The organism is Pseudomonas sp., assembly GCF_026224925.1.
Taxonomy (GTDB): Bacteria; Pseudomonadota; Gammaproteobacteria; order Pseudomonadales; family Pseudomonadaceae; genus Aquipseudomonas.
In genome coordinates this window covers 1-4,173 of record NZ_JAMFRV010000579.1, presented here as the reverse complement: position 1 = coordinate 4,173, position 4,173 = coordinate 1, and the positions used below count along the sequence as shown (strand labels likewise).

6 protein-coding genes are annotated in these 4,173 nt (G+C 55.9%); 3 read left to right on the top strand and 3 right to left on the bottom strand.

What is annotated here, in order from left to right:
- Positions 1 to 505: CoA transferase (locus M0974_RS24230; RefSeq protein WP_297842952.1), on the top strand; the 505-nt coding region annotated here is incomplete at its 5' end.
- A gap of 70 nt (positions 506 to 575) precedes the next feature.
- Here the strand turns inward: M0974_RS24230 and M0974_RS24225 are convergent.
- A complete protein-coding gene (locus tag M0974_RS24225) occupies positions 576 to 1,070 on the bottom strand; it encodes a SprT family zinc-dependent metalloprotease (protein ID WP_297842949.1) in 495 nt (164 codons plus the stop codon).
- A gap of 160 nt (positions 1,071 to 1,230) precedes the next feature.
- The gene (locus M0974_RS24220) at positions 1,231 to 1,833 is read right to left on the bottom strand and encodes a Yip1 family protein (protein ID WP_297842946.1); all 603 of its coding nucleotides are present in this window, start codon (positions 1,831 to 1,833) and stop codon (positions 1,231 to 1,233) included.
- Between the two features lie 361 nt (positions 1,834 to 2,194).
- On the opposite strand from M0974_RS24220, the gene ttcA reads away from it, so the two are divergent.
- Positions 2,195 to 3,019 carry a tRNA 2-thiocytidine(32) synthetase TtcA gene (gene ttcA, locus M0974_RS24215; RefSeq protein WP_297842943.1) on the top strand — a complete coding sequence of 275 codons (825 nt, stop codon included), beginning with the start codon at positions 2,195 to 2,197 and terminating at the stop codon, positions 3,017 to 3,019.
- A gap of 7 nt (positions 3,020 to 3,026) precedes the next feature.
- On the top strand, positions 3,027 to 3,698 hold the full coding sequence (locus M0974_RS24210; protein WP_297842940.1) for a DNA-3-methyladenine glycosylase I: 672 nt from the start codon (positions 3,027 to 3,029) through the stop codon (positions 3,696 to 3,698).
- Between the two features lie 114 nt (positions 3,699 to 3,812).
- On the opposite strand, the gene M0974_RS24205 is transcribed toward M0974_RS24210, so the two are convergent.
- The gene (locus tag M0974_RS24205) at positions 3,813 to 4,172 is read right to left on the bottom strand and encodes a DUF2069 domain-containing protein (protein ID WP_297842937.1); all 360 of its coding nucleotides are present in this window, start codon (positions 4,170 to 4,172) and stop codon (positions 3,813 to 3,815) included.
- Position 4,173 lies beyond the last annotated feature (1 nt).

The window sequence follows — 4,173 nt, the reverse complement described above, 5'->3', positions numbered from 1 at the left end:
TCAGTTGCTCAACGGCGGCAGCTTTTATGACTACTACCGCTGCCGCGAAGGCCGTTGGTTTGCCGTGGGCAGCCTGGAGCCAGGCTTTATGCAACTGCTGTGCGAGGCCCTGGGACGCCCGGAACTGGCGTCCCAGGGCTTGTCGTCAGAGCCTGGGGCCCAATCGGTGTTGAAGCGTGAACTGACGATCGAATTCGAGAAGCGCTCGTATCAGGAGTTATGTGAATGCTTTGCCGGGTTGGACGCCTGCGTGGAACCGGTACTGAGCATTGCCGAAGCGGTTGAGCATTCTCAGCTCCAGGCCCGAGAAGTCGTGAGCCAAGTGCCGCGAGGGGACGGCAGCTCCCAAGCGCAAATCGCCTGCCCGCTGAAGTTTTCCGACGTTTTGCCCAAGCCTAGGCACATCGGCGCCGAAGTAGGGGCGCACAGTGAGCAGGTTTTGGCGGAATTGGGGTATGGGATTGAGCAGATAAAAGAGATGCGTAAGGCCGGGGTTATAGGTTGATTGGGCTCAGCCTCCTCGCATTTCTGGTAGACCGCGTCGTCTGCTTCGCGCCGTGGTCTATGAGGCTAAATCACTCAACGCGCAATTCGCCACTGAAGACCAAAGTCTCCCGGCATCGTCTACACAAATACCGGCGCCCTTGCCGTACCAGCGAATGGCGCTGTGCGGAAAAAGCGAAATCGCTGTCAACGCATGGGCAGCGGTATATGTAGCGGGTCACGCTGCGACGCTTGATCGCGTAGGTGTGGCAGCGATTGGGCGGCAACTCGTACACACCACGCATAATCAGCTGCCATTCTTCGCCATGAGGCTGAATACGTTCGCCGAACAATTGATGCGCAATCAAGTGCGCCACCTCGTGGGCAACCGTCTGCTTAAGAAAATCGTCGCGGTTTTCTCGGTACAGCTGCGGATTGAACCGCAGCATATTTTCATGCAGGTGCGCGACGCCGGCCTTCTGTCCGCGCAGCTTGAGGCTGACCACCGGGCGTTTGAAGGCGCGCTTGAAAAAATGTTCGGCTTGCTGATAACAGACTTCAACGCGGGATGTGATGTGTTCGGGCATTCTTAAAAGCTCTCCAGAGGTGCCAAGTATGCCGCAAAGCCCTGGCTCGCCGAAAACTCAAGCTGCCCAATGGTCATCAACTGCCCAGTGGTAATCAAAAACAACCGAGCCGCCCAGCAGGCGGCTCGTCATCTCGTGTTGTAGAAGCTTGCGCATGGAATCAATTGGTATATTCGGGTCCTACACCGATGCCCCACAACACGACGGTGAACGCCATGATCGCGACCAGTACCACCAAGCCCACGGCAAGTACCGAGCTGGAAAACATGAAGCCCTCGTCAGACGGAATGTTCATGAAGGTCGGTAAGCCGACGTATAGCAAGTAAACCGTGTAGCAAATTGCCGCGACTCCGATCACCATCCCCAGCCACATGTGTGGGTACAGAGCCGCCAGCCCGCCGATGAATAACGGTGAAGCGGTGTACGTTGCGAACGCCATGCAGCGCGCCAGACTTGGGTTGGCATCATAGGTTCGTGCCATCCAATGGATGAAACCGCCCATGACCGCTACGCCGCCTAACATGGCGATGTAGGACATGATCGTCATCCAAATTGCACTTTCGTGGGTTAGCATCACAGGCGCTCTACTGCCAATGACCCAGCCCACTTGTGTAGTGCCAATGTAAGCCGCGACAGCGGGAATCGCCGCCAGAATTAACGTGTGGGTCAAATACATATGGCTGATCGTTTCTTCTTTATCGCTACGGATTTGTTTCCACTCGCGATCAGGATGAGTAAACAATCCTAAAACGTGATTCATCATGCCAGTCACTCCTTATTATTATCTGCCGTCGCCCCCCAGCGGAGCGCCTATCGGGCCGAGGGCCTCGACAGGAATAAGGCCACAGCCTCGGTATAGGAATAGGTGCGACCTTATGTCGCAGTATAGGAGTCTAGTTACACCGCTTTAGAGCAAATTGTGCTCTAAGCGATGCGCGTAATCGCGGCGCGTTATTTGGTTTTTCACGCAAATTAGATGCGGAGCTAACTATCTTGATAGTTGCTTGGCGGTGAAACCGTTAGCGACAGCGCCGCGCCGGATAAAATAAATCCATCAAGCATCCGCCCTCGCTGTCGCGTAAAATGCCCGCCTTTTCCGAGTAACCGTCGCGGATATCAGCACCATGGGCATCCTTTCAGTTCACCAGAATAAAGTGCAGAAGCGTCTGCGCCGCCTCGCTGGCGAAGCAGTGGCCGATTTCAAGATGATTGAAGAGGGCGACAAAGTGATGGTGTGCCTGTCAGGCGGTAAAGACAGTTACACGTTGCTCGACGTGCTGATGCACTTCCAGAAAGTCGCCCCGGTCTCATTCGAGATTGTCGCGGTCAACTTGGATCAGAAGCAGCCGGGCTTCCCAGAACACGTGCTGCCTGCGTATTTCGAAGCCTTGGGGGTTGATTACCACATCATCGAAAAAGACACCTATTCGGTGGTCAAAGAGCTGATCCCGGAAGGTAAGACCACGTGCTCGCTGTGTTCGCGTCTGCGCCGTGGCACGCTTTACACCTATGCCGACGAAATCGGTGCGACCAAGATGGCGCTGGGGCATCATCGCGATGACATCATTGAAACCTTTTTTCTGAACCTGTTCTTCAATGGTGCGCTCAAAGCGATGCCGCCCAAGCTGCGCGCTGATGATGGGCGCAACGTGGTGATTCGTCCGCTGGCGTACTGCACCGAAAAAGACATTCAAGCGTTTGCGGACTTCAAGGCGTTCCCGATTATTCCGTGCAACCTCTGCGGCTCGCAGGAAAACCTGCAACGCCAAGTGGTCAAAGAGATGCTGGCGGACTGGGAGCGCAAGACGCCGGGCCGCACCGAGAGTATTTTCCGGGCACTGCAAAATGTGCAGCCGTCGCAACTGGCGGACCGTAACCTGTTCGATTTCACCCAACTGCGTATCGATGAAACCGCAGCCTCGCGCTTCGTCAACGTTATGAACCTGTAGGAAAGGCATGCGCGATTACAAATGGCTTCACGAGTACAACCTGAACCGCTTTGGTTCGGCTGCCGCGCTCGAAGCGCACTTGCCCGACGCCAGATCCCCCGCGCAATTGCGTAAAATCGGCAACGACCGCTACCTCTCGGCGTTGGCTCAGCGGGTATTTCGTGCCGGCCTCAAGCACAGCTTGGTCGATGCCAAATGGCCTACGTTCGAAGAAGTGTTCTTTCGTTTCGATCCGGAGAAAGTGGTGCTGATGGGGGCCGAGCACCTTGAACGCCTGATGCAGGACGCACGAATCATTCGCCACCTGGGCAAGCTGAAAAGTGTGCCGCGTAACGCGCAGATGATTCTGGACATCACTAAAGAGCACGGCAGCTTCGGCAATTTCGTCGCCGACTGGCCTGTGACCGATATCGTTGGCCTGTGGAAGTACTTGTCGAAACACGGCTACCAGTTGGGCGGAATGTCTGCGCCGAGTTTCTTGCGGATGGTCGGTAAAGACACGTTCATCCCCACCTATGACATGGTTGCCGGGCTAAATGCACAGGACATCATCGACCGCGTACCCACCAGCCTCAAAGACCTGGCCGCAGTGCAAGGCGCCTTCAACCAATGGCACGCCGAAAGCGGCCGGCCGATGTGCCAGCTGTCAATGATGCTGGCGTATACCGTGAATCATTGATGTTCTGTGGGACCGAATTTATTCGGGAAGGCCGCGCCTCGGTATGTTTGATATACCGCGCCGCCTGCTTCCCGAATGAATTCGGTCCCACAGAATTTTGGCCTGGTTCCAGTATCAAACAGCCCCTTCACCCGCCAGCTTTCGGTTGTACTGAAAGCGCCATCTGACGTACAGCAACGCGCTGGTGAACACTGCCACGCTGGCGAGCATTTCCAGTGCGCCGAACACGCTGCGGTTGGGGTCGTACACTGCCAGTGCGCCTTTGATGAAGTACAGGTTGACCACAAAGCAGGTCCAGGAATGGCCGCGCGCGCTGCCGGTGAGCATGCCGGGTAACAGCAACAGCAACGGTACCAGTTCAATGCTCAAAATCACCCACGGGCGAGCGCCATGCAGGTCGGCGAAGATCAGGTAATACCCCGCCAGCAGAATCATCAGACCAAAAAAACAGATCAGACTGACGATCCGTGTCAGG

What these genes read in the sequence shown, in the direction of transcription:
- M0974_RS24225 (WP_297842949.1), bottom strand. Translation starts at nt 1,070, where the DNA reads ATGCCCGAACACATCACATCCCGCGTTGAAGTCTGTTATCAGCAAGCC.
- M0974_RS24220 (WP_297842946.1), bottom strand. Translation starts at nt 1,833, where the DNA reads ATGATGAATCACGTTTTAGGATTGTTTACTCATCCTGATCGCGAGTGG.
- ttcA (WP_297842943.1), top strand. Translation starts at nt 2,195, where the DNA reads ATGGGCATCCTTTCAGTTCACCAGAATAAAGTGCAGAAGCGTCTGCGC.
- M0974_RS24210 (WP_297842940.1), top strand. Translation starts at nt 3,027, where the DNA reads ATGCGCGATTACAAATGGCTTCACGAGTACAACCTGAACCGCTTTGGT.